Annotated in this window: 20 protein-coding genes; 18 read left to right on the forward strand and 2 right to left on the reverse strand. The window is 59.1% G+C overall.

Features of this window, described 5'->3' with window-relative positions:
• The 13 genes from ACQKP2_RS11170 to ACQKP2_RS11230 form a co-directional block, all read left to right on the forward strand.
• Window positions 1-88: hypothetical protein (locus tag ACQKP2_RS11170; RefSeq protein WP_427576461.1), on the forward strand; the 88-nt coding region annotated here is incomplete at its 5' end.
• Window positions 89-133: 45 nt separating this feature from the next.
• On the forward strand, window positions 134-559 hold the full coding sequence (locus tag ACQKP2_RS11175) for a F0F1 ATP synthase subunit epsilon (protein ID WP_427576367.1): 426 nt from the start codon (window positions 134-136) through the stop codon (window positions 557-559).
• A 114-nt stretch (window positions 560-673) separates the two neighbouring features.
• A complete protein-coding gene (glmU, locus tag ACQKP2_RS11180) occupies window positions 674-2,041 on the forward strand; it encodes a bifunctional UDP-N-acetylglucosamine diphosphorylase/glucosamine-1-phosphate N-acetyltransferase GlmU (protein ID WP_427576369.1) in 1,368 nt (455 codons plus the stop codon).
• 216 nt (window positions 2,042-2,257) lie between these two features.
• Entirely contained in the window at window positions 2,258-3,034 is a 777-nt protein-coding gene (locus tag ACQKP2_RS11185) for a DeoR/GlpR family DNA-binding transcription regulator (protein ID WP_427576370.1), read from the forward strand.
• Window position 3,035: 1 nt separating this feature from the next.
• Window positions 3,036-4,868: a glutamine--fructose-6-phosphate transaminase (isomerizing) gene (glmS, locus tag ACQKP2_RS11190; RefSeq protein ID WP_427576372.1), complete on the forward strand. Its 1,833-nt coding sequence runs from the start codon at window positions 3,036-3,038 to the stop codon at window positions 4,866-4,868.
• A 391-nt stretch (window positions 4,869-5,259) separates the two neighbouring features.
• A complete protein-coding gene (locus ACQKP2_RS11195; RefSeq protein WP_427576463.1) occupies window positions 5,260-5,505 on the forward strand; it encodes a DUF1214 domain-containing protein in 246 nt (81 codons plus the stop codon).
• Window positions 5,506-5,665: 160 nt separating this feature from the next.
• On the forward strand, window positions 5,666-6,694 hold the full coding sequence (locus ACQKP2_RS11200; RefSeq protein ID WP_427576374.1) for a DUF1254 domain-containing protein: 1,029 nt from the start codon (window positions 5,666-5,668) through the stop codon (window positions 6,692-6,694).
• 26 nt (window positions 6,695-6,720) lie between these two features.
• The gene (locus ACQKP2_RS11205; RefSeq protein WP_427576376.1) at window positions 6,721-7,650 is read left to right on the forward strand and encodes a transporter; all 930 of its coding nucleotides are present in this window, start codon (window positions 6,721-6,723) and stop codon (window positions 7,648-7,650) included.
• Between the two features lie 312 nt (window positions 7,651-7,962).
• Window positions 7,963-8,865, forward strand: a complete 903-nt coding sequence (locus tag ACQKP2_RS11210; RefSeq protein WP_427576378.1) for a LysR family transcriptional regulator — start codon at window positions 7,963-7,965, stop codon at window positions 8,863-8,865.
• Window positions 8,866-8,994: 129 nt separating this feature from the next.
• Entirely contained in the window at window positions 8,995-9,621 is a 627-nt protein-coding gene (locus ACQKP2_RS11215) for a glutathione S-transferase family protein (protein WP_427576380.1), read from the forward strand.
• 63 nt (window positions 9,622-9,684) lie between these two features.
• Entirely contained in the window at window positions 9,685-11,715 is a 2,031-nt protein-coding gene (locus ACQKP2_RS11220) for a pyridoxamine 5'-phosphate oxidase family protein (RefSeq protein ID WP_427576382.1), read from the forward strand.
• A gap of 110 nt (window positions 11,716-11,825) precedes the next feature.
• Entirely contained in the window at window positions 11,826-13,022 is a 1,197-nt protein-coding gene (locus ACQKP2_RS11225; RefSeq protein WP_427576384.1) for a DUF3142 domain-containing protein, read from the forward strand.
• The gene (locus tag ACQKP2_RS11230; protein WP_427576385.1) at window positions 13,009-15,120 is read left to right on the forward strand and encodes a hypothetical protein; all 2,112 of its coding nucleotides are present in this window, start codon (window positions 13,009-13,011) and stop codon (window positions 15,118-15,120) included. Before ACQKP2_RS11225 ends, ACQKP2_RS11230 begins: the two co-directional genes overlap by 14 nt.
• A gap of 129 nt (window positions 15,121-15,249) precedes the next feature.
• On the opposite strand, the gene ACQKP2_RS11235 is transcribed toward ACQKP2_RS11230, so the two are convergent.
• Window positions 15,250-15,873 (reverse strand): LysE family translocator, encoded by a 624-nt coding sequence (locus ACQKP2_RS11235; RefSeq protein WP_427576387.1) that lies wholly within the window; start codon window positions 15,871-15,873, stop codon window positions 15,250-15,252.
• A gap of 145 nt (window positions 15,874-16,018) precedes the next feature.
• Between ACQKP2_RS11235 and ACQKP2_RS11240 the strand changes: the two genes are divergently transcribed.
• A complete protein-coding gene (locus ACQKP2_RS11240; RefSeq protein WP_427576388.1) occupies window positions 16,019-16,492 on the forward strand; it encodes an Lrp/AsnC family transcriptional regulator in 474 nt (157 codons plus the stop codon).
• 120 nt (window positions 16,493-16,612) lie between these two features.
• On the opposite strand, the gene lpdA is transcribed toward ACQKP2_RS11240, so the two are convergent.
• The gene (lpdA, locus tag ACQKP2_RS11245) at window positions 16,613-18,013 is read right to left on the reverse strand and encodes a dihydrolipoyl dehydrogenase (protein WP_427576390.1); all 1,401 of its coding nucleotides are present in this window, start codon (window positions 18,011-18,013) and stop codon (window positions 16,613-16,615) included.
• A gap of 216 nt (window positions 18,014-18,229) precedes the next feature.
• On the opposite strand from lpdA, the gene hflK (ACQKP2_RS11250) reads away from it, so the two are divergent.
• Genes hflK (ACQKP2_RS11250) through ACQKP2_RS11265 form a run of 4 tightly spaced genes read left to right on the forward strand, consistent with a single transcriptional unit; the run spans window position 18,230 to window position 24,187 of the window.
• Window positions 18,230-20,188, forward strand: coding sequence for a protease modulator HflK (gene hflK, locus ACQKP2_RS11250; protein WP_427576465.1), 1,959 nt, complete (start codon window positions 18,230-18,232; stop codon window positions 20,186-20,188).
• The gene (hflC, locus tag ACQKP2_RS11255; RefSeq protein ID WP_427576392.1) at window positions 20,185-21,225 is read left to right on the forward strand and encodes a protease modulator HflC; all 1,041 of its coding nucleotides are present in this window, start codon (window positions 20,185-20,187) and stop codon (window positions 21,223-21,225) included. Before hflK (ACQKP2_RS11250) ends, hflC begins: the two co-directional genes overlap by 4 nt.
• Window positions 21,222-22,280, forward strand: coding sequence for a protease modulator HflK (gene hflK, locus ACQKP2_RS11260; RefSeq protein WP_427576394.1), 1,059 nt, complete (start codon window positions 21,222-21,224; stop codon window positions 22,278-22,280). Before hflC ends, hflK (ACQKP2_RS11260) begins: the two co-directional genes overlap by 4 nt.
• A complete protein-coding gene (locus ACQKP2_RS11265) occupies window positions 22,277-24,187 on the forward strand; it encodes a cation-translocating P-type ATPase (protein ID WP_427576396.1) in 1,911 nt (636 codons plus the stop codon). Before hflK (ACQKP2_RS11260) ends, ACQKP2_RS11265 begins: the two co-directional genes overlap by 4 nt.
• Window positions 24,188-24,321: the final 134 nt, after the last annotated feature.

Here is a 24,321-nt window from a genome sequence, read left to right on the forward strand (position 1 = left end):
CAACGGTGACTACGACCACCTGCCAGAACAAGCGTTCTACATGGTCGGCAGCATCGAAGAAGCGATCGAGAAAGCCAAGAAACTGTAATCCCGGCGCCCGGAAACGGGCGCTCATTTAGGTTGAGGCAATCAGATGGCTATGACAGTCCATTGCGATATCGTCAGCGCGGAAGGAGAAATCTTTTCCGGTCTGGTCGAGATGGTGATTGCGCACGGTGCACTGGGTGATCTTGGTATCGCCCTGGGTCACGCGCCGCTGATCACTAATCTGAAGCCAGGTCCGATCCGCCTGGTGAAGCAGGGCGGGGAAGAGGAGGTGTATTACATCTCCGGTGGTTTCCTCGAGGTTCAGCCGAACATGGTCAAGGTTCTTGCCGACACCGTGCAACGCGCTGCCGACCTGGACGAAGCCTCCGCTCAGGAAGCTCTCAAGGCTGCCGAGAGGGCGCTGCACGACAAAGGCGCAGACTTTGATTACGGAGCTGCGTCCGCACGTCTGGCCGAAGCCGCAGCTCAGCTGCGCACCGTCCAGCAGATCCGCAAGAAGTTCGGCCACTAAGGCGAAGCTTGTTGTGCGATTGATAAAAAAGGGTAGCCTCGGCTACCCTTTTTTCTTTTTCCGATATTCATCATTTGGTCGCAGTCGCTGACCACCCAGGATTGGTAGCCAGTCATGTCTCTTGAAATTGTTATTCTCGCTGCTGGTCAAGGTACGCGCATGCGTTCGGCCTTGCCGAAAGTCCTGCACCCGATTGCAGGTAATTCGATGCTCGGCCATGTTATCCACAGCGCCCGTCAACTTGATCCACAGCGCATTCACGTGGTGATCGGACATGGTGCCGACATCGTGCGTGAACGGCTGGCTGCTGATGATCTGAATTTCGTCCTGCAAGACAAGCAATTGGGTACCGGTCATGCCGTTGCTCAAGCAGTGCCGTTCATCAAGTCCGATACCGTGCTGGTGCTTTATGGTGACGTGCCGCTGATTGAGGTCGAAACCCTCCAGCGCTTGCTCAAGCACGCAGGCGAGCAGCAGTTGGGACTGTTGACCGTCGAGCTGGCGGACCCGACAGGTTATGGCCGAATTGTTCGTGACGTTGACGGCAAGGTTAAAGCCATCGTCGAGCAGAAAGATGCCAATGAAGTCGAACGCGAGATCACTGAAGGCAACACCGGTATTCTGGCGTTGCCTTTCGCTCGTCTTGGCGAATGGATGAGCCGTCTGTCCAACAACAACGCCCAGGGCGAGTACTACCTGACCGATGTCATCGCCATGGCGGTGAGCGATGGTCTTGAGGTGGCCACCGAGCAACCCCACGACGCGATGGAAGTGCAGGGCGCCAACGATCGCAAGCAGCTTTCGGAGCTTGAGCGTCATTACCAGCTGCGCGCTGGTCGCCGTTTGATGGCCCAAGGAGTGACGCTGCGTGACCCGTCGCGTTTCGATGTGCGCGGTGAAGTGATAGTGGGTCGCGATGTCACGATCGATATCAACGTGATCCTTGAAGGCAAGGTCGTTATCGAAGATGACGTGGTCATCGGCCCGAACTGCGTGATCAAAGACAGCACGCTGCGTAAAGGTGTGGTGGTCAAGGCGAACAGCCATATCGAAGGCGCCATTTTGGGTGAAGGCAGCGATGCCGGTCCATTTGCGCGTTTGCGCCCAGGCTCGGTGCTGGAAGCGCGGGCTCATGTGGGTAACTTCGTCGAGTTGAAAAACGCACATCTGGGCGAAGGCGCCAAGGCTGGTCACCTGACCTATCTGGGCGACGCCGAAGTCGGAGCACGCACCAACATCGGCGCCGGCACCATCACCTGCAACTACGACGGCGCCAACAAGTGGAAAACCGTACTGGGTGAAGATGTGTTCATCGGCTCGAACAACTCATTGGTGGCGCCTGTGGATATCCACGATGGTGCAACCACCGCGGCGGGTTCGACCATTACCTCCACTGTGGATAAATCCCAGTTGGCAGTAGGGCGTGCGCGCCAGAAGAACATCGATGGCTGGAAGCGGCCGGAGAAGATCAAGAAGAGTTGAGTTATCCACACTCAAGGATTGGCTAAAGTTATTCACAGCCTGATCCAGTGTATTCGCGGGCAAGCCCGCTCCGACGGGAGTATTCGACTTCCAGTGTGAGCGGGCTTGCCCGCGATGCTTTTATCCACAGATCGTTTTATCGCAATGCGCTTGACGAAGTTTCGCTGATAGGTTTTGATTGCTTCCGTTATCTTTCGAAACGAAACTTTATCGTCTATGTCGAAGCGCAACACGCCACAACGTCGCCACAACATTCTTGCCCTGCTCACTGAACAGGGGGAGGTGAGTGTGGATGAGTTGGCTAAACGCTTTGAAACTTCCGAAGTTACGATTCGCAAGGATTTGGCTGCGCTTGAAAGCAACGGCCTGTTGCTGCGTCGTTATGGCGGCGCAATCACCATGCCGCAGGAACTGGTGGCGGATCTCGGTCAGCCTGTTTCCAGATACAAACAGGCCATTGCCCGTGCCGCGGTAACCCGGATTCGCGAACACGCACGGATCATCATCGACAGCGGCAGTACCACTGCAGCCATGATTCCTGAGCTTGGGCAGCTGCCGGGATTGGTTGTCATGACCAACTCCCTGCATGTCGCCAATGCCTTGAGCGAACTGGAACACGAGCCGGTGCTGTTGATGACCGGCGGAACCTGGGACCCGCATTCCGAGTCCTTTCAGGGTCAGGTCGCTGAGCAGGTACTACGCTCCTACGACTTCGATCAGTTGTTCATCGGTGCCGATGGCATCGATCTTGTTCGCGGCACGACCACCTTCAACGAGCTATTGGGGCTAAGCCGGGTCATGGCGCAAGTCGCCCGCGAAGTCGTGGTGATGGTGGAGGCCGACAAGATCGGTCGCAAGATTCCCAACCTGGAGCTGCCCTGGAGTAGCGTCCATACCCTTATTACCGATGATCGCCTGCCGACAGAGGCACGGGATCAGATTCAGGCCCGCGGCATCACTTTGATTTGCGCGGCTGTCAGTCAGGAGAAATGACATGTGTGGAATTGTTGGCGCGGTCGCAGAACGTAACATTACCGCCATTCTGGTCGAAGGCTTGAAGCGCCTGGAATACCGTGGGTATGACAGTGCGGGTGTGGCGGTCTACACCAACGACAAAAAACTGGAGCGGGTGCGCCGCCCAGGTAAGGTCAGTGAGCTTGCGCAGGCGCTGGTCGAAGAAGCACTGTCCGGTCGTCTGGGCATTGCCCACACCCGTTGGGCCACCCATGGCGCGCCGTGCGAGCGCAACGCGCACCCACATTTTTCCGGTGATCTGGCGGTGGTGCACAACGGCATCATCGAGAACCACGAGGCCCTGCGCGAACAACTCAAATCCTTGGGTTACGTCTTCACGTCGGATACCGACACTGAAGTCATCGCTCATTTGCTGAACCACAAACTCAAGGATCTGGGCGATCTGACCGTGGCATTGAAGGCGACTGTCAAAGAGTTGCACGGTGCCTATGGCCTGGCAGTGATCAGTGCCCAGCAGCCGGATCGCCTGGTAGCAGCCCGTAGCGGCAGTCCATTGGTGATTGGTCTGGGCCTGGGGGAAAATTTCCTGGCCTCCGACCAATTGGCCCTGCGCCAGGTGACCGACCGCTTCATGTATCTGGAAGAAGGCGATATTGCTGAAATCCGCCGCGACAGCGTGCAAATCTGGGATATCAATGGCCAGGCTGTCGTGCGCGAATCCGTGCAGTACCGCGACGGTGCCGAAGCGGCTGAAAAGGGCGAATTCCGCCATTTCATGCTCAAGGAAATTCACGAACAGCCGTCGGTGGTGCAGCGCACCCTGGAAGGCCGCTTGAGTCAGAATCAGGTACTGGTGCAGGCCTTTGGTCCACAAGCTGCCGAGCTGTTTGCCAAAGTGCGCAATGTGCAGATCGTTGCGTGCGGCACCAGTTATCACGCCGGCATGGTTGCGCGTTACTGGCTCGAAGAACTGGCGGGTATCCCGTGCCAGGTCGAAGTCGCCAGCGAGTTTCGCTACCGCAAGGTCGTGGTGCAACCCGATACCCTGTTTGTCACTATTTCCCAGTCCGGCGAAACGGCCGACACGCTGGCTGCCCTGCGTAATGCCAAGGAGCTGGGTTTCCTCGCCAGCCTGGCGATTTGCAACGTCGGAATCAGCTCTTTGGTGCGTGAGTCCGACCTGACGCTGCTGACTCAGGCCGGTCGCGAAATTGGCGTGGCATCGACCAAGGCGTTCACCACTCAACTGGTCGGGCTGCTGTTGCTGACGCTGTCTCTGGGACAGGTTCGCGGTACCTTGGCCAACGGCGTTGAAGCGACTCTGGTGGAAGAACTGCGTCGCCTGCCGGCCCGCCTGGGTGAGGCGCTCGCCATGGACGCCACGGTCGAGAAAATCGCCGAGCTGTTCGCCGAGAAGAACCACACGCTGTTCCTTGGTCGTGGTGCACAGTTCCCGGTGGCGATGGAAGGAGCGCTCAAGCTCAAGGAAATCTCCTACATTCACGCCGAAGCCTATCCGGCGGGTGAGTTGAAGCATGGCCCACTGGCGCTTGTGGATAACCACATGCCCGTTGTGACCGTAGCGCCCAACAACGAACTGCTGGAGAAGTTGAAGTCCAACCTGCAGGAGGTGCGCGCCCGCGGTGGCGAACTGATCGTGTTCGCTGACGAAAAAGCCGGAATGGCCAACGGTGAAGGCACACACGTTGTGCACATGCCGCATATCCACGACATCCTCTCGCCGATCCTCTACACCATCCCGCTGCAGCTGCTGTCGTACTACGTAGCGGTGTTGAAGGGCACCGACGTCGACCAGCCGCGCAACCTGGCGAAATCCGTGACGGTGGAATAAGTTATCCACAGCTGAGCCGGCCTTGGTATTGTTTTCAAAAAAAGCAGATGACAACAATAAACAGGCCGGTAACAAGCGAAATTAAGTAGGTGACAACCTTCCACAGGGCGTAAATCGAGGCTCACACAGGCTGAACAGCAGCCGATACGTTGATCTAAATCGATTTTGCGCCCTGAGGCTGGTCCAGCAATGACTCCGAATCAGCCAACCCGCCTCAGTTCCTTCCAAGCGCACGTCTAGAATCATTCCTGCTATTAGAGTCTCCCGTGGCCATCACTGGGTGTCTAATAGTGAGTACATGTTCTTGATACTCATGGAGTTCAATCAGGACATCATGGATATCCGTGAGCAGTTTCCGTTGATTGACTGCGACGAGACTTAGTCCATCGCGCTGCAGAAAAATATTAGGCCCGACGCCGAAGCCTTCTGGTCGCTACACGCTTATAACGCCAAGTACATGGTGATCGACAATCAGATCAATCGCTTCTCCATCGGAGACCGCACGGCCGGTTTGAAATACGGCAGTGACGGCAGCCTGGATATTTATGCCCAGTCCGAGGATCCGGGCACGGACAAGCGCTCCAATTGGTTGCCGGTCAAGAAAGGCGATCTCTTCTGTTTGATAGTGCGAGCCTAACGAAGATTTGACCCCGAGTTTGATGCGACCCAGCGGGCGGTAAATTTTTTGTCAGTTTGGGATTGGGTGTCTGGCGCTGATAGCGCCGATGCTCTGAATCGAGGAATTGCGGCTACCGCAATCCTTGAAGAACATCCCCCAAGCTTTCAAGGAAAGATCCATGCGCATCGCTACCTCCCCTCGCGCTCTCACCTGCATCGCACTCTGCTTGTGTTCACTGGCTGTATCGGCGGGCGACAGTCCTGCCGTGCGAGTCGACGCTTTCAACTTCATCCGCGCAGAAACCGATCTGTACTTTAAAAAAACCGTCGAGAAAGGCGGGTTCGGTTCCCTGGTACATGAACGCGAACCGACCGCTATCGACAACCAGACTGTGGTGAGAATGAACCGCGACACTCTGTACACCTCAGGGGTTTTCGATCTGGACGCGGGGCCGGTCAGCATCACCTTGCCCGACTCCGCAAAGCGCTTCATGTCACTGCAAGTTATTTCCCAGGACCACTACACCACCGAGGTGACGTACACCCCCGGCCGCCATACCTATGATCGAGACAAAGTCGGAACGCGATATGTCTTTATCGTCGTGCGCACGCTGGTGAACGCAGGGCAACCAGAAGACGTTAAGGCCGCTCAGCGCATTCAGGACGCCATTGGCGTGGAACAGGCCAACAAAGGTCAATACGAAAGCGTTGCCTGGGATGCGGCTTCCCAGGCGAAGGTCCGCCAAACCCTGGAGACTTTGTCCTCCTTCGGCAGTGGATCGCGGATGTTCGGCGCTCGCGCTGAGGTCAACCCGATCGCGCATCTGATGGGCACGGCTGTCGGCTGGGGCGGCAATCCTGATTACGCGGCCAAATATGTCAGCGTGTTCCCGGAGCATAACGATGGTCGAACGCCCTACACACTGACTGTTAAGGATGTACCTGTGGACGGCTTCTGGTCATTGAGCGTCTACGACCGCAACGGCTATTTCGAAAAAAATGCGCTGGGCACCTACTCGCTCAACAACCTGACCGCCAAGCCCGATGCGAAGGGTGCCTACACCATTCAATTCGGCAAATGCGAGGCCACTACGCCCAATTGCTTGCCCATCACCGCTGGCTGGAACTACACCGTGCGTATGTATCGGCCCCGTCCTGAGGTCATCAGCGAGCAATGGAAGTTTCCTGAAGCGCACCCCGCCCAGTGATGAACAACACCCGACCGGATCATTCAATGTATCGGTATCAGAATAAACATTACGTTCTCCTATCTCTGCTGCTGGGCGTGTCATTTGAAGGACAAGCCGCCGACGACGGCGCTCGCGCCTATCAATTGGCGCCTGTCGGCACGAAGATGCTGACCGTTCACGGCATCGCCACCCGCGGTAACCAGTCGGCTGCGCCTGGATCGGCCATCCGCGGTAGCGAAATCGATGTCAATGTCGGTGTGCTGCAGTACACCCAAGTCGTGGATCTTGCAGGGCATGCCACTGCTGTTTTCGGTGTACTGCCGTTCGGCGAGGTCGAAGCGACGGTGGAGTTGCCAAGGCAATCGCTTTCCACGTCCAGCTCGGGTCTTGGCGATGCACAACTGGGGGTGGCGTTCGGATTGATAGGGTCGCCCGCATTGTCTGTCGAGGAGTATGTGAAACACCACCCCGGTTTTTCCCTAGGCATACTCGGCAAAATATTCTTGCCCACGGGTGAGTACGATTCGAACAAAGCCGTCAACTTGGGCACTCATCGCTATGCCTGGCAGTTGGGGGCCCCAATATCCTATGCGCTGGGTAACTCCTGGCTGGACCCGTCGCTAACCACCTTCGAACTGCTCCCGGCTGTGATTTTCTACAGCGACAATAATTCACCCTACGGTGCCAGGCGCAAGTCCCAAGCACCGTTGTACGGCGGTGAGGCGCACATCACCCACAACTTCGCCAGCCCATTCTGGATGTCGGCGGACATGCTGTTCTGGCGTGGCGGCGAAACCCACACGGACGGCGAGAATGATGACAATGCGCAACGATCCTTGTCACTGGGGGTGACTGCCGGTTTTACGCTATCCAGGAGTTCCTCGATCAAGCTGACCTATGGGGAAGCCGTTGACCGCAACGAAGATGGCGTGGAAGGCAAACTCGGTCGAGTCATTTATTCTTATTTATTCTGAAGTTATGACGATAGTTGGGACTAATTGGAGGATTTGCTGAAAAATCCTCTGCACGGACCTGGCTTATTTTCGTCGCAGCTATTTCTGACGATTGGCGCAGCTAATTTCAATATGCGCGCCGGCCAGGCTGCAACGCAGAGGGGTGTCCAGGCCAGCCAACGGACCAGTCAATCTATGTTGCGGCACCGTCGGAACGGAGGCTCCCGCCACACCAGAGTTCTCGGGGGGCTGTGTCAAACTATGATCTCCGCGACCCACCTTTTAAAATCGCAGCCCACGCGCTGCGATTTTTATTTGAATGAGGACACGCCGATGGACCGCTTCCAGGAAATGCAGGTCTTTGCCGCCGTCGCCCAGGAACAGGGCTTTTCGGCAGCGGCGCGGCGTTTGGGGTTGTCGGCGGCCAGCGTCACCCGTGCGGTGGCGGCGCTGGAGAAGCGCATTGGTACGCAGTTGCTCACGCGTACGACACGCAGTGTGCATCTGAGTGAGGCGGGCCAGCGGTATCTTGAAGACTGTCGCAGGATTCTCGCTGAAGTGCAGGAAGCCGAGGATTCGGCTGCGGGCAGTCACGCCCAGCCCCGCGGGCAGCTGACAATCACGGCGCCGGTCCTGTTCGGTGAGTTGTTTGTCACGCCGCTGATGGTGAGTTTTCTCACGCAATTTCCGGACGTCTCCATCAATGCTCTGCTGGTCGACCGGGTGGTCAGCGTGGTCGAGGAGGGCATCGATGTGGCGGTACGCATCGGTGAACTGCCTGACAGCAATCAACATGCAATTCGGGTAGGGGAGGTGCGGCGAGTCATTGTTGCGTCGCCGCAGTTTCTGGCAACCCATGGTCGACCAAGGCATCCGCAAGACCTGACGTTGGCACCGATTATTGGGACGTCTTCGATCAGCCAAATCAGGAACTGGCCCTTTGTCGAAGGCCACGAGCCGCTGAGTGTCCGGCCTGAACCGCGACTGGTGGTGACGGCGAACCAGGCTGCCATTACCGCAGCGGTGCTTGGCCTGGGCTATACCCGGGTGTTGTCTTATCAGGTAGCAAGCAGGGTCGCGGCCGGGGAACTGGAAATTCTTCTGGAGGATTTCGAAGTACCACCACTGCCTGTCCATGTGGTCTATCAGGGCGGGCGCAAGGCGGCGGCACGGGTTCGCAGTTTTGTCGATTTTGCGGTGAAGGCGCTCAGGGAACATCCGGATTTGCAGGGCTGATCGTTTATTTCACTGGTTGAAATAATTGATTGCGTTTGCTGGTTATTCTGTTGTTTTGGTGACTGGCGGAAGATAGCTGCCTTTGGTGCCGATCCAACCCGGGTGGCGCCTCTCACCGCGGAGTCGACCATGCAAGCCATCAAGCTCTACAACTTTCCACGTTCTGGCCACGCTCACCGCGTGGAGCTGATGCTCTCCTTGCTGCAATTGCCAACCGAACTGATTTTTGTCGATCTGGCCAAAGGCGAACACAAGAAGCCAGAGTTCCTGGCGCTCAACGCTTTCGGCCAAGTACCGGTGTTGGACGATCAGGGTGTGGTGTTGGCCGATTCCAACGCAATCCTGGTGTATCTGGCTCAAAAATATGGCAAGGGTCGTTGGCTACCCGCCGACCCTGTCGGTGCAGCCAAAGTACAACGTTGGTTGTCCGCCGCTGCGGGTCCCATCGCTTTTGGTCCGGCACGAGCAAGGCTGATCACGGTGTTCGGTGCACCTTACAACGCAGAAGAAGTGATCGCTTACGCCCATACCGTGCTCAAGGTGATTGATCAGGAACTGGCCAACACACCGTATTTGGCCGGCAGCGAGCCGACCATTGCCGACGTGGCGGCCTACAGCTATATCGCCCATGCACCGGAAGGCAACGTGTCGCTGGACGACTACGCCAACATCCGAACCTGGCTGGCACGGGTTGAAGCCTTGCCGGGGTTTATCGGTATGCCGCGCACTGTCGCCGGCCTGCAAAAAACTGCCTGATGCTTTCGGCCCGACCTGGTCGGGCCCTTCACACTGTTGCGTGGGTGCAGGGGAGGAGCTGTTATGGACCGTTCACCGTGGCATGCCGGCGAAATACAGTTGCAGACTCATGTAGGTGTCGCAGAGCGAATGGAGGTGTTCGGTCGCAGAGTGATTCGTGATCACATGCCGGAACAACATCGCGCGTTCTATCAACAACTGCCGTTCATGTTGTACGGCGCGGTGGATGCCGATGGGCATCCGTGGGCCAGCGTGCTGGAAGGGGAGCCGGGTTTCGCTTATTCGCCCGAACCGGATTTGTTGCAATTCACCAGCCTGCCCGCAGCCGACGACCCGGCGCAATTGAGCGACGGTGCGGCCATCGGTCTGCTCGGGATCGAGCTGCACACCCGGCGCCGCAACCGCATGAATGGGCGCGTCGGTGCTGTTTCGCCCGCTGGTTTTGGGGTCACGGTGCAACAGTCTTTCGGCAATTGCCCGCAGTACATTCAGCTGCGCCAATTTCACAGGGTACCGCTGACAGATCCGGCAACGCGTACGGCCCAGCATTTCACTGAGCTGGATGACGCCGCCAGGGCGATGATTGTCGAGGCTGACACCTTCTTCGTCGCCAGTTATGTGGACAACGAGGGCGAGCGTTCGGTGGATGTTTCACACCGTGGCGGAATGCCAGGCTTTGTACAGGTAGAAGGCAATCGCCTGACGATCCCGGACTTCGCCGGCAACCTGCATTTCAATACGCTCGGTAATTTGCTGCTCAATCCTCGGGCCGGGTTGTTGTTCATTGATTTCAATTCGGGCGACCTGCTGCAACTCAGTGGCAGTACGGAAATCGTGCTGGAAGGTCCGCAGATTGAAGCCTTTCAAGGTGCCGAACGTTTGTGGACGTTCCACGTGGAACATGTAGTTCGTCGACCCGCAGCATTGGCTTTGCGCTGGCGCTTTGAGGGTATGTCGCCCACCAGTCTGCTCACAGGTTCATGGGAACAAGCTGCCGCTCGGCTGCAAGCCAAGGCGCTGGGCGATCAATGGCGGCCGCTGCGTGTAGTGAAAATCGAAGCGGAAACCCACAACATCCGTTCGATTTATTTCGAGCCCGCCGACGGAGCAGGGTTGCCAGTGTTCCACGCGGGTCAGCATTTACCCCTGCGATTCAATATCGACGGTGAGGTGCATATCCGTACCTACAGCCTGTCGAGTGCACCATCGGATGATTTTTTCCGTATCAGCGTCAAGCGCGATGGGCGCGTGTCTTCCTATCTGCATGAACACCTGCGCATCGGTGATCTGCTGGAGGCGCGTGCACCACAGGGACATTTCACCGTGGCGCCTAATGAGCGTCGGCCACTGGTGTTGCTGGCGGCCGGCGTAGGCATTACGCCGCTGCTGTCGATGCTGCGTGAAGTGGTCTATCAGGGCTTGCGTACCCGATACATACGCCCGACCTGGTTTCTTCAGAGCTCTCGAAGCCTGGCCGACCAGCCATTCCGTCCAGAACTGGATCGTTTGCTCGACAGCGCTGGCGATGCGGTGAGAGTGGTTCGCCTGCTCAGTCAGCCGGAGCCGGACGCGAGGGAGGGTGAAGATTTTGATTTGACCGGGCGTATCGATATGGCCCGAATTACCGAGCTGCTTGAAGTCGACGACTACGACCAACCGGATTTTGTCGTGTGCGGCCCCGGCAGTTTTACCCAGGCTCTGTATGACGGTCTGAGGGACCTGGACGTTCGCGACGTACGGATCCACGCTGAAACCTTCGGTCCATCGACATTGCGTCGACAGCCCGACCTCGACGCAGTGGTGATCGAGCAACCACCGGCAGCAACGACATCGGTACCTGTAGTGTTCCAGCGTTCGGCCAAGGAGGCGCGATGGCAGCCGGATGGCGGCAGTCTGCTGGAACTGGCGGAGAGTCGTGGCCTGCACCCGGAATTCAGTTGTCGTGGCGGTTCCTGCGGCACCTGCAAGACGCGGCTGATCAGTGGTCAGGTGAATTATCCTCTACCACCGGCAGAGGTACCGGATGAAGGTCATGTGCTGATTTGTTGTGCCGTTCCTGCTCAAGGGCCGCAGCCTTTGGTCCTGGATATTTGATGGATCCTTGCCGCTCGTGATTGCCTGTCGGGCGACGGCTGGGTAGGGTAGGACGCAATACAAAAAAGGGCCGTGACAGGCCCTTTGCGCATTTCAGGGACAGGCGTTTCATGGTTTTACTCACTCGCTTGATCGGGCTGCTGACGGTGCTGGCGCTGCTCAATGGTTGCGAGCAGCGGGATGCACCGCCGCTCGATCAACAGCTCTACGTCTGGCAACGGCAATGGACTTCGGCTCATGACGCTGCACTCAGGGACAGTCGTGAGGACTTTTCGACATTGCGAGTGCTGGCACTGCAGGCCTTTCCCCAGGCAGGCTGGAGTCGGGCACGCATCGATCCGTTGCTGCTCAAACGCGATGGTCGTCCACTGATTGCGGTGATTCGACTCGATGGCCAGCTCAAGTCGTTGAATCGGGATGAGGTCACGACGCAAGTTCAGCAAGTGATCGATGACTGGCAGACGCAAGGATTGAAACTGGCTGGGGTGGAAATCGACCACGACGCAGGCAGCGCTCAACTGATTGCCTATCGAGCGTTGCTGGCGCATTTGCGTGCGGTTTTGCCGACGTCGTTGCCGCTGAGTATCACGGCCTTACCCGCCTGGCTCGATAGTCGTGAATTGCCGGCGTTGTTATCCACAGTCGATAGCAGCGTGTTGCAGGTGCATGCGGTGAGTGATCCGCGTCGTGGCCTGTTTGATCCGGATCAGGCCCGGCGCTGGGCCAAAGCCTGGAGCCGCGTGACAGTGAAACCCTTCTATCTGGCACTGCCAGCCTATGGCGTGGCGCTGTTGCCGAGCGATGGCGCAGCGCCCATCGTGGAAAGCGAAGTCAAACTCGAACGTGATGGCAAGCGTCAGGAACTGCTGGCCGACCCCCGGCAATTGAGCAGACTGGGCGCCCAATTGCGTGCCGATCCTCCGGCACATCTGGCTGGCCTTATCTGGTTTCGCCTGCCACTGGCCAATGATCGTCGGGCCTGGAGCCTGACCACCTTGCGCGCGGTGGCACGTGGTGATGCCCTCGGCAGTCGGTTGGAGCTGACACTGTCGTCGCACCAGGGGCTTTATGACATCGGCATCGTCAATCAAGGCAATCTCGACAGCCCCTGGCCCGAGCGTTTGACATTGGCGGCGCAGGATTGTGAGGGCGCCGATGCGCTGGCCGGTTATGCATTGCAACCAGGCCCGAACCTGCTTGAATTCACCCGTTTGCAAGAAGGCCGCATAGCGGCCGGCCAGCAGCGCGCCATCGGTTGGGCCCGCTGCATGAAAGTTGATCAAGGAGAGTCAAATGTTTACCCGTAACTGGCCGCGCCATTTGTTGTGCCTCAGTCTCAGCCTGCCATTGGGGACGACCTGGGCGTGTGGGCCGGACTTTCCCATGCGACTGCTGGACAACCGCGCGCAGTCGTTGGCGGAGCTGCCGGAAGGCAGTTTCAGCTTTGAAGTCAGTCGACTGGGACACGCAGTCGCCGGGTTGAAGAATGTCAGTGCGACCGTCTACAGCATGGACGGTCCTGATTATGCCGAGCAGCGTACCCAGGCCGAGCAAATCGGCTTGAGCATCGAGCAGCAGGCGCTGGTGAAGCAATTGCGCACGCTGACGGATGCCCGTCAGGTGGAGGAGCAAGGCGCCAGTCTGCCGGCCGAACTCAAGCTTTATCTGGCCGGGGCCGTAGCGTTTGCTGCGGGCGACTCCGGTTTGGCAGTGGAGTATTTCCAGAAAGTGCTCGCGCTGCCGGCGGATCAAAGAGCGTTGCGCAGCACATGGGCGGCTTATTCGCTCGGCCGGGCATTGTTCGCCAAAAGCTCGGAAGCAGGCGCCGACCCTGACTCCTTGGTGCAGGCGCGAAACGCGTTCGCACAAGCGCGGAAACTGAGCATCGACGGCTTCAGCGATCCACTGGAACTGGGCGTCGCCAGCCTCGGTGAGGAGGCCCGCATCGCCCGCACGGAAGGTGACTGGGGCAGTGCCATCGAGTTATACGCCACGCAAAACCTTCAGGGTTCGGCGGTGGGCTACAGCTCCTTGAAGCTGTTGGTGAACGATCTTGCAGCCATGCCGGAAGATCAATTGGCCGTACTGCTTCAGGTCAAACCGGTGCAGCAACTGGTGACGGCTGCATTGATCAGTCGATTGGGCTGGTCATTCGGCGATCAACCACCCGGCCAACAGAAGCTGATCAAACTGCTGCAAAGCAGCACGCGCGGCAGTCTGGAAAATGCCGATCGCCTGGCGGCCGTGAATTATCAACAGGGTGATTACACCAGCGCCAGGGCATTCCTGGAGCACGCTGGCGATGGCGGATTGGCCTGGTGGCTGCGGGCCAAACTGGCGGTGCGCGAGGGCGATAAAAATGCAGCGGCAGCCGCGTATGCGAAGGCGGCCCAGGCGTTTCCACAGAATGAAACCTGGGGCGAGCGGCGAGCACAGGACTGGTCCTTTGAAACCGTGCAGCCCAAGTGTCGAGTCGAAGGCGAAAGCGCGATTCTCGCCCTGCAGCGTGGCGACTATCTGCAAGCGTTCGATCAGCTGTATCGCAGCAAGGGCGTCTATTGGTTCGACGCGGCGACCGTGGCCGAGCGCGTGCTGACCCTTGATGAGCTCAAGCATTACGTCGATACACAGGTGCCGGCACCGCCGGGACTTACCCAGCAGGATCGTGACAACTACGTGCCATTGCCGGTGGCGGCGAAATTGCGCAACTTGTTGGGGCGGCGTTTGTTGCGCGAAGGGCACTACGAACAAGCCCCGGATTATTTCGACAATGACGGCTTGCGCCACAAGGCCAGGTTGTATGGTCAGCAGCGTCTGGCTGCCGATTCGGCATGGTGGCCGACACGACGTGCCTCGGCGTTGTACAAGGCAGCCTGGACCGCACGCGAGTGGGGCATGGATATTCTTGGCTATGAAATGGCCCCGGATTACGCCGCACTCGGTGGCAGCTTCAGCCTTGAAAACACCGAGTTGAAGGTAGGGCCGCTGGTGGCCGAGGACGAAGTGACGCGTCAGCAGGCCAGCGCCGCCCAACCTGATCAGCGTTACCACTACCGGTTTGTCGCCACGGCACTGGCCAGTCGCGCGGCCGATAATTTGCCGCACACCAGCCAGGCGTTTGCCGCCGTTCTCTGTGAGGCGGCGGGGTGGAATAGCAGCCTCGAAGAGCAAAGTGCGCTCTATCAGCGTTACATCAAGGAAGGCCCGTATGTGGAGTGGGCGGCGGACTTCGGCCACCAATGCCCGTATCCCGATTTCGAGAATGCCGACAAGCGCTATGTGACCCAGGCCACCGATGCGGCCCGTTCGGCGTTGCGGCCGTTCAAGGCAGCGTTGCTGGCGGGCGGTGTATTGGCTGTGGCAGCGGCGGTGTTGTTGATCGTTCGTCGCCGCAAAACAAGATGATCCCCCTGTAGGAGCGAGGCTTGCCCGCGAACCTGACACCGCGATGTTCTTGTTGGAACCGCGTCATCGTTCTTCGCCGGCAAGCCTGGCTCCTACAGGCGATCATTTTCGTTCCCACAGGAAGCTGGTTCAGGCTTGTTGGATGAAGGTCAGCCGCACGGCGAAACCGATCAACAGGCTGCCGAATAACCATTGCTGCAGGCGTTGGGCCGAAGGGTTGCGTTGCAACCATCGACCGAGCGCCGCACCGGCCAGGGCGTATGTGCTGTCGAACAGCAAACCGACGACAACCAGCACCACGCCCAGGGTGACGAATTGCTCAAGTACCGGTCCTGCCTGTGGATAAATGAACTGCGGCAGCAAGACGGAACAGAACAAGAGTGCTTTAGGGTTGAGAAGATTGGTCAGCAAACCTCGCTGAATTGCCTCTCGGTAGCGAGGGTTTGCATCGCAGGCGTCGTTCATGTTCGGCAGCATGTTCGTGCGCAGGCACTGAATGCCAATCCAGAGCAGGTACGCGGCTCCCGCCAGGCGCACCCCATCGAAGGTCCAGGGCGCGGCCTTGAACAATGCCGCCAGACCCAGTGCCGCCAGCGCAACATGGCATCCACGGGCGATGGCCAGGCCTGCTGCAGTGGCCAGTGCAGCCCCTTTTCCCTGGCGGGCGCCAGTCTGCAACAGCAAAATCATGTCCGGGCCGGGTAACAGGTACACCACCGCCAGCGCCAGAAAGAACAGCCAGAAACTCGCCATGTCGCACCTGTTTCGTTATCGATTTGGTGCAAACAGTCTAAGACGCAAGGGCAGGGCAGGTGGTTGCGTAGTTGGCTTCTTATGCGTCTCGGATTGGCATAATCTGCCGCTTTCATTCAGATAAACCATCCGGATCTGCCAAACCATGAAACTCGATGCCTACGACCGCAAGATTCTGGCCGCACTGCAAAGGGACGGTCGCCTGAGCAATGTGCAACTGGCTGATGAGATAGGCCTGTCTGCATCGCCGTGTTTACGCCGGGTACGAATGCTGGAGGAGGCCGGTGTGATTCGCGGCTATCAGGCCAACCTGGATCGCGATGAAGTCGGGCTCGGCCTGACGGTGTTCGTGGGGGTTAAGGTCGAGCGGCACAATGACGAACAGGCCGATGCGTTTCGCCTGGCAGTGACGGCTTTGCCTGAAGTGATCTCTGCGTTCCTGGTGTCGGGGGAATCGGATTTTCTGCTGCAAGTGGTGGTACCGGACCTGCGTGCCTATGACCGCTTTCTCACTGGCCGTCTGCTGAAGTTGCCGGGCGTGAGTGATATCCGCAGCAATTTTGCGATTCATACGGTGAAGGCGCCGGGGGCTTTGCCGCTGGAACATCTGCCGGCCTAAGACCGAGTCGTTTGCATCGCGAGCAGGCTCGCTTCCACCATTTTTATATCCGTCGCAATTCAAAATGTGGGAGCGAGCCTGCTCGCGATAGCGGTAGCTCTAGCGCTGCAATGACTGGATTTACATCTGAGTCGCCAATCCCTCCACGTTCATCGCCGCCTGGCGCAAGGCCTCGGAGCGCGTCGGGTGTGGGTGGCAGGTCAGGGCGATGTCTTCGGCAGACGCACTGAACTCCATGGCCACGCAATACTCGCCAATCATTTCGCTGACACTGGGGCCGACAAGGTGAACGCCGAGGATTTCATCAGTGCGTTCATCGGCCAGTACCTTGGCGAAGCCCTCGGTTTCGTGATTGATCTTCGCCCGGCTGTTGGCGGTGAAAGGGAATTTACCGACCTTGTAAGCCCGGCCTTCTTCCTTGAGCTGTTCTTCCGTTTTGCCGACGCTGGCCAGTTCGGGTTTGGTGTAGACCACGCTGGGAATCAGCGCGTAATTAACCTCGCCGGCCTTGCCGACAATCTGTTCGACACACGCCATGGCTTCATCTTCTGCCTTGTGGGCGAGCATCGGCCCGGAGGTTACGTCACCGATCACCCAGATCCCCGGGGCTTCGGTGCGATGGCCCTTGTTGGCGATCATGCCGCGCTTGTCCGTGGCAAGGCCAACATTCTCAAGGCCAAGGCCTTGTGTATAAGGACGGCGCCCAATGGCCACCAGCACGAAATCGGCCTCAAGCCGTTCGGCGGTGCCTCCCGCGGCCGGCTCGACGCTGAGTTGAACGCCGGTGTCCGACGGTAGGGCGCTGGTCACTTTCGAACTCAATTTGAAGCTGATGCCCTGTTTGGCCAGCGACCGCTGGAGGGCTTTGCCGGCTTCGACATCCACACCGGGGCAGATCCGGTCGAGGAACTCGACAACGGTCACCTGCGCGCCCAATCGCCGCCAAACCGAACCCAGCTCCAGGCCGATCACGCCGGCGCCGATGACCACCAGGTGCCTGGGCACTTGCGGCAGGGACAGTGCGCCGGTGGAATCGAGGATGCGCTTGTTATCAATCTCCACGCCGGGCAGGGGAGTGGGTTCCGAGCCGGTGGCGATAATGATGTCCTTCGCGCCCAGTTCAGTCTTGCCGCCTGTGCTGTCGGTCACCGTGACTTTGCCGGGCCCGTCGATATGACCCCAACCCTTGATCCAGTCGACTTTGTTTTTGCGAAAGAGAAATTCGACGCCCTTGGTCAACCCCGCCACGCTTTCATCTTTCTGTTTCATCATTTGGGCGAGATTGAGGGTGGGCTTGACCTCGATGCCCAGGTTGGCGAACTCGGCACCCACGGCCGCATCGTAGAGTTCCGAAGCATGCAGTAAAGCCTTGGACGGCATGCAGCCGACATTCAGGCAAGTGCCTCCCAAGGTGCTGCGTCCTTCCACGCAAGCCACTTTCAAACCCAATTGACCGGCACGGATCGCAGCGTTGTAACCGCCGGGGCCACCGCCAATTATCACGACGTCATAAATGCTCATGCCTTTACTCCTGGATTTGAAAGGGATCGGGACGGGTAAAATTAGCCTTCTAAAAAATTACGATCGTAATATGTGCGTTTTGGCCCATTTCGGTCAAGGCTTCAGGCAAGCGACAGGTTGCGCATTTTTAGATAATGCAATTGAGTACAAATATTTCACTGTTTTCGTTATATCGTAACGAAATATGATGTGAACACAGCTGAACACTGGGGTGGTATGCAAGTCGATCTCGATGTGGAGGGGGCGCGGGTAGCCGAACTACCGCGCTTTCAGCAGGCGGTTTTTCAGGGGCGGCGACTGCGCCTGTTCGCGGTCGGCCTTGCTGTGCTGGCGGCCATGGGGCTGGTAGCGAGTTTCTTTATCGGACTGTTTGCCGCGCAATCTGTTTGGCCCGCGTTGCTGTTTAACCAGAGCGCTGCGTTGCTGGTGCTGGTCGCCGGATTGCAGTCGGCCTGGTGGGTGGTGCATTGGCGCACACGGGCAATGAATCCTGTCGTGCCGGTGGTTGCTGCCCCTGAAGGCGAGGCCCCGTCGGGATGGTATGAACGGCTGCTGGACCGCATACGCCTGCGCTCGCTGCACCTGCTCGGGCAAGTGGGGGCGCCGACGCTCTGGCTCGGTGCCTGGGCGCTGTTGGTGCTATTGAGCGTGGAACAGGCCTGGAACCTTGGATTGCCAGCCGCCGCGCCGGGGTTGTCAGCCACCATCGGTGCGACCGTGGCGCTGTTGCTGGCGTTCGGTTTGCTGGTACTGGAGCGGCAACTGGCCCAGGAAAACACCGCTCAATGGCCTGAGGCCGGCTCGCTGGCGCAGCTTGCACGGGTAGCGATCATCAGTCTGGTGCTCGGTGCGCTGTGCCTTTTGTTCGCGAATGAAACGTCAGTCTGGCCGGTACGGCTGGCCGTGCTGATCGGCTTGTTGCCGGGACTGGTGGCGATCGAGTTGTTGTTGCGGGCGGTGCTGTCGTTGTTCAGTCCTCGCCGTGAACAGCTCGAGCCGACCTTGTTGGCGCGCAGCTTTGTCGCCGACATGCTGCGCTGGCCGCCGCAGCCGTTGCTGGTGCTACAGCATGAGTTGCACAACCGTTTCGGGATCGACCTGCGGCAGATCTGGGCATTTACCTATATGCGTCGAGCGTTCCTGCCGGTGCTGACAGTGGTCGCACTCATCGGTTGGTGCCTGACCGGTATCCACGAAATATCGCTGCAAGAGCGTGGCATTTACGAGCGTTTCGGCAAACCGGTGGAAGTGTTCGGTCCGGGTTTGCATGCTGGTCTGCCCTGGCCGTTGGGTCGCGTACTGAGTGTAGAAAACGGCGTGGTGCATGAGTTGGCCACCAGTGTCGGCGAATCACCGGCACCGACGCAGGTCTCTGCTGCCGAAGGTCCGGCACCGATCACGGCCAACCGGTTGTGGGACGCGAGCCATGTGAACGACAAATCCCAGGTCATTGCCAGCAGCCGTGCCGACAAGCAAAGCTTTCAGATCGTCAATATGGACGTGCGCTTTGTCTATCGCATCGGCTTGAGCGATCAGGCGGCCCTGGCGGCTACCTATAACAGCGCCGATGTGCCGACATTGATCCGCAGCACCGCCAGCCGGATTCTGGTTCACGACTTTGCCTCGCGAACGCTCGACGGTTTGCTGGGCGAAGATCGGGTAGGGCTCGCTCAGGAAATTGGCCACGCCGTACAGGCGGATTTGGAGAAGCTCGATAGCGGCGTGGAAATTCTTGCCACGGTGGTCGAAGCGATTCACCCACCGGCAGGCGCAGCCAATGCTTATCACGGTGTGCAAGCGGCACAGATTGGCGCACAAGCCTTGATCGCTCGTGAACGTGGCGCGGCTGCCGAGGCCACTAACCAGGCGCAGTTGCAGGCCAGTGTCTCTCGCGATCAGGCAACTGCCAGCGCGCGTGAAATCAATGCCGGCGCGCAAGCCGCCGACCTCAAGTTCAGCGCCGAACGGAAGGCTTTTGCCAGTGCCGGCCAGGCCTTTGTGCTTGAGCAGTACCTCAGCCAGCTCTCACAAGGCTTGGCCAATGCCAGGTTGCTGGTTCTCGATCATCGTCTGGGCGCAAGCAGCAATGCACCGACCATTGACCTTCGTACATTCACGCTGCCGGCCGACCCTGCGCCGTCACGTCAAACCGCTCAGCCAGGAGCTGCCAAGTGAGCCAGTTGCATACCCACGATCACGATCACGATCATGATCACGGCCATGGCGGACATCATCATCACGGCCATCACCACCATCATCACCATGGCGATCCGCAAGAGGCGGGTCCTTTTCCCTGGCGGCGCATGGGATGGGCCGCGTTGTTGGTGGCGTTCGCGGCGGCAGCGGCAAGCCTGGTCCAGGTGCGTTCGGGGGAGGCGACCGTCATCACGCGTTTCGGCAATCCCGCGCGGGTCATGCTGGAGCCAGGTCTTGGCTGGCGTTGGCCGGCACCGTTCGAGGCAGCCATCCCCGTCGATCTGCGGCTACGCACTACATCCAGTGGCTTGCAGGATGTGGGGACGCGAGATGGCCTGCGTATCATTGTCCAGGCTTACGTGGCGTGGCAGGTGCAAAGTGATCCGGACAACGTGAAGCGCTTTATGCGTGCTGTGCAGAACCAGCCGGATGAAGCGGCTCGGCAGATTCGCACCTTTGTTGGTTCGGCGCTGGAAACCACGGCCAGCAGCTTCGATTTGGCGAACCTGGTAAACACCGACGCCAGTCAGGTACGTATCGCGGATTTCGAAGCGCAGCTTCGGCAACAAATCGAGCAGCAGTTGCTCACCACCTATGGCGTACGCGTTCTTCAAGTGGGTATCGAGCGCTTGACCTTGCCATCGGTCACGCTTACCGCGACGGTGGACCGGATGCGCGCCGAACGCGAAACCATCGCCACCGAGCGCACGGCAATCGGCAAGCGCGAGGCGGCACAAATTCGCTCCGCGGCCGAGCGGGATGCTCGAATTGTGCAAGCCGATGCCACCGTGAAAGCGGCTGATATCGAAGCGCAATCCCGTGTCGAAGCTGCGCAAATTTACGGTCGGGCGTATGCCGGTTCGCCGCAGCTTTACAACTTGCTGCGCTCTCTGGATACCTTGGGCACGGTGGTTACGCCAGGCACCAAACTGATTTTGCGTACCGATGCAGCACCGTTCCGGGTACTGGTGGACGGTCCGCCAAGTGTCGATAACAAATCCGGATCGCAGCCATGAGCCTGGTTCCACGTGGAACAGATGAGTTGAGCAGCCCCTGGATTCAGGCCGCGCGCCTGGCATTTTTCGCCCTGTACGCGGTGACAGTGCTGGCCGCTTTGGCGTGGGCATTTTCCAATGTGCGGCAGATCGACCCGCAGGATCGAGCGGTGGTGATGCACTTTGGCGCGCTGGATCGCATCCAGAATGCCGGATTGCTGTTGGCCTGGCCGCGACCGTTTGAGCAGGTGATTGTGTTGCCGGCTGCGGACCGGGTGATCGAGCGTCGAGTGGAAAATCTGCTGCGCAGCAGTGAGGCGATTCAAGCGGATCGTGTGGCCAGTTTTGCCACGCCCATCAGTGACGCGTTGGCAGGGTCTGGTTATTTGCTCACCGGAGATGCTGGCGTGGTGCAACTCGATGTGCGGGTGTTCTACAAAGTCACCGACCCTTTTGCCTTTGTGCTGCAAGGCGAGCATGTGCTGCCGGCCCTGGATCGTTTGGTGACCCGTAGCGCGGTGGCGCTGACTGCTGCGCGAGATCTGGACACGATTCTGGTGGCGCGCCCGGAGTTGCTCGGTGCCGATAGCCAGGCGGCCGAAAGACGCGAACGCCTGCGCGGTGACCTGGTGCAGGGAATCAATCAACGATTGGCCGAACTGACTGCGACCGGGCAGGGGCTCGGAATAGAAGTGGCGCGAGTGGATGTGCAATCGAGTTTGCCCAGCCCTGCGGTGAATGCCTTCAATGCCGTGCTGACAGCCAGTCAGCAAGCGGACAAGGCTGTGGCCAATGCGCGTACCGAAGCCGAAAAGCTGACGCAGACTGCCAACGAACAAGCCGACCGCACACTGCAAGTCGCTCACGCCCAGGCGAGTGAACGCCTGGCCAAGGCTTCCGCCGATACGGCTACTGTGCTGAGTCTGGCGAAGGCGCAACAGCAAGGTACCGACCCACAAATGTTGCTGCGAATTTACCGCGAACGCCTGCCGAAAATTCTGGGGCAGGCCGGTTCGGTGACAACGGTCAATCCAAAAGACGACTCACGCCTGATCATTCAGGGAGCTGCACAATGACCGAGCAAACCACCGCCGCATCGAGCATGTTGTCCTCGGACGAACAACGCAGCGCCGCCCGCCAATTGACGCTGGCCATGCTCGCCCTCGGCTTGCTTGCGCTGGGATTGGTCTGGCGCTGGTTGTCGCCGCAGCAGACGGGCGTCAGTCAAATGCTGTTGGGTTTCGCCTCACTGCTGGTGGCTGTGCCCGTCATGCGCTCGGCCTGGTACAGCCTGCGCTATCCAAGCCTGCACGGCATTACCGATCAGTTGATTGCCCTGGCGATGCTCGGTGCGTGGGCAACCGGTGATTTGCTGACGGCGGCCTTGCTGCCGATCATCATGATCTTCGGCCATGTACTGGAAGAGCGCAGCGTGATTGGTTCGCAGGAAGCCATTCATGCCCTCGGCAAGCTGACACGCAGCCATGCGCGCAAGATTCAGGCTGACGGTTCGATCATCGAAGTCGACAACGCCACACTCAAGGCGGGTGATCGGGTGGAAGTGCGAGCCGGCGACCGGGTGCCTGCGGACGGACAGGTGTTGTCCGGTCAGGCGAGTCTCGACACGGCCTCCATCACGGGTGAATCGGTACCGGTGGAGGCGGGCGTCGGCATGTCGGTGTTCGGAGGGGCAATCAACCTCGATGGTCTGCTGCGCATCGAAGTGACCCGCACCGGCCACGAGTCGACCCTGGGTAAAGTCATCGCACTGATGCAAAACGCCGAACGTTCCAAGCCGCCGATTACACGATTGCTGGAACGTTATGCGGGCAGCTACATGGTCCTGGTGTTGTTGCTGGCCGCAGTCACCTGGTTCATCACCAATGATGCTCAGGCCATGCTGGCGGTCCTGGTGGCGGCGTGCCCCTGTGCGCTGGTGTTGTCGGCGCCGGCAACGGCGATTGCCGGCGTCGCTGTCGCGGCCCGCCACGGCATCCTGATTCGCAGCTCGGCGTTTCTTGAAGAGTTGGCGGACCTGACCTCACTGGTGGTCGACAAGACCGGAACCCTGACCTTCGGCACGCTGCGCCTGCAATCCGTTGAAAGCCCGCTGGAGGATCGCAGCCACGTCCTGAAACTCGCTGCCAGCCTCGGTTCCGCCAGCAGTCATCCGGTCAGCCGGGCGCTGGCGGGACTGGTGACGCAGGAGCATTTCCTGGTACTGACTGACATTCATGAACGTCAGGGACTGGGCGTGGTGGCCATGACCGGGCAGGGTGAGGCTGCGCTCGGACGTCCCGAATTGTTCGCGCAATTGGAGATCCCCACCTCTGCCGTTCCGGAACATGACGGCCCGATTGCGGGGCTTGCACTCAATGGCGAGTTTCTCGCCTGGTTGCTGCTGGCCGACAGCGTGAAGCCTGAAGCCAGGTTTGCCCTGAATGAACTGCGTGACCTGGGTCTGGGCCGACAACTGCTGCTCACCGGTGACCGGCAAAGCGTCGCCCATGCGCTTGCGCAGGATGTCGGCATCAGCGATGTCGAGGCCCAGGCGTTGCCCGAAGACAAGCTCAATCGGGTGCTGAAAGAAATCGGTAATGGTTTCAGGCCTATGGTGGTCGGAGACGGGATCAACGATTCCCTGGCCCTCAAGGCCGGAGTGGTCGGCGTGGCCATGGGCGCCGGTGGAGCGGACATTGCGTTGGCTTCGGCAGACATCGTTTTGATCGGCAGCGATTTGCGTCGTCTCGGCACCTGCGTGCGCCTGAGTCGCCAATGCCGGCAAACCCTGCAGGCCAATGTGATTATCGGTCTGGGCTGGACCCTGGCGATTGTGGCTTTCGCCGCATTCGGCTGGCTCGGGGCGGCAGGGGCGATGATTGCCGCATTGCTGCATAACCTCAGCACGTTGCTGGTGTTGGGTAATGCCGGGCGTCTGCTGCGGTTTCAGGAGCCCTTGCTCAAACTCAAGGATGAGGCCTGAGGCAGGTAAATTTTTAGAACTGTAGGCAGCGGTTGTAGTCCTCTGATATGAGGACACGGCAGTTTTTTATGGGTTCATGAGGGGGGTGCAGCCCCCATGGACCATAGAAAACAGTTATGAATTCGATAGCCTGC

This window comes from Pseudomonas sp. NPDC089569 (genome assembly GCF_050280625.1).
Lineage (GTDB): Bacteria > Pseudomonadota > Gammaproteobacteria > Pseudomonadales > Pseudomonadaceae > Aquipseudomonas.